The sequence below is a fragment of the Aquibacillus halophilus genome (genome assembly GCF_009649745.1).
In the GTDB taxonomy this organism is placed as follows: Bacteria; Bacillota; Bacilli; order Bacillales; family Amphibacillaceae; genus Aquibacillus; species Aquibacillus halophilus.
Genome location: NZ_WJNG01000035.1, coordinates 1 through 725, shown reverse-complemented (window position 1 = coordinate 725; position 725 = coordinate 1). Strand labels below are relative to the sequence as shown.

Here is a 725-nt window from a genome sequence, read left to right as displayed (position 1 = left end):
CCGGTTCCATTATCCTCTGATAGTTTCCCAAACTGACCTGTTGGTGCTATTACCTTAGACTTCTTTGGTAAACCCTTTAGACTGGTGTTGTCATAATAGTAAGCTAACCAAGAACCGAATGGAACAACGTTAGAAAATACTGCTGCTTCATTCGCAAGCTCCAGATAATCTGTAGTAATCTTATGATCACCAGCTGGCACACCCAACCAGAATGTTTGATCGACCTTGTTCGTAAATGATGTAAAACGATCAACTAGGATTTTCTCACTAGCCGTTCCTTTATTGGCAGTAACTTTTACACCATCATCTGCAAACGTTTGGACAAAGTAGTCTCCTGCAGTTAAAGATTTTGTTTGATTAAATGTTGCCTTAAAATTATCGGTTGGCAGTCCACTAGGACCTCCATACCCCCAGTTATAACCAACTTCTGCTGTGTCCAGGGTCTTTTGATCGATTTCCTTCAAATTAACCTTTAGATAGGCTCCTCGAAGTATTTCATAATATTCCACCTGAACAGCATGGTCCCCTGGTTCAAGATCTATAATAGCTTGCTTTTGTTTAGGTCCACTATTCCAACCATCGATAACAACCTTACCATCTACAGATACACGAACACCGTCATCTGCCGATGCATCTACGATATACGTTTTTGCTTCTGACAAACGTATATTTTTCGTAAATCTAGCTGAAAAATGATCTTTTGGCACCGTTGCTAATGGTGAGCC

Annotated in this window: 1 protein-coding gene; it reads right to left on the bottom strand. The window is 40.4% G+C overall.

The window, feature by feature from the left end:
- On the bottom strand, nucleotides 1-725 hold a 725-nt coding region (locus tag GH741_RS21405), incomplete at both ends, for a PA14 domain-containing protein (RefSeq protein WP_240795589.1).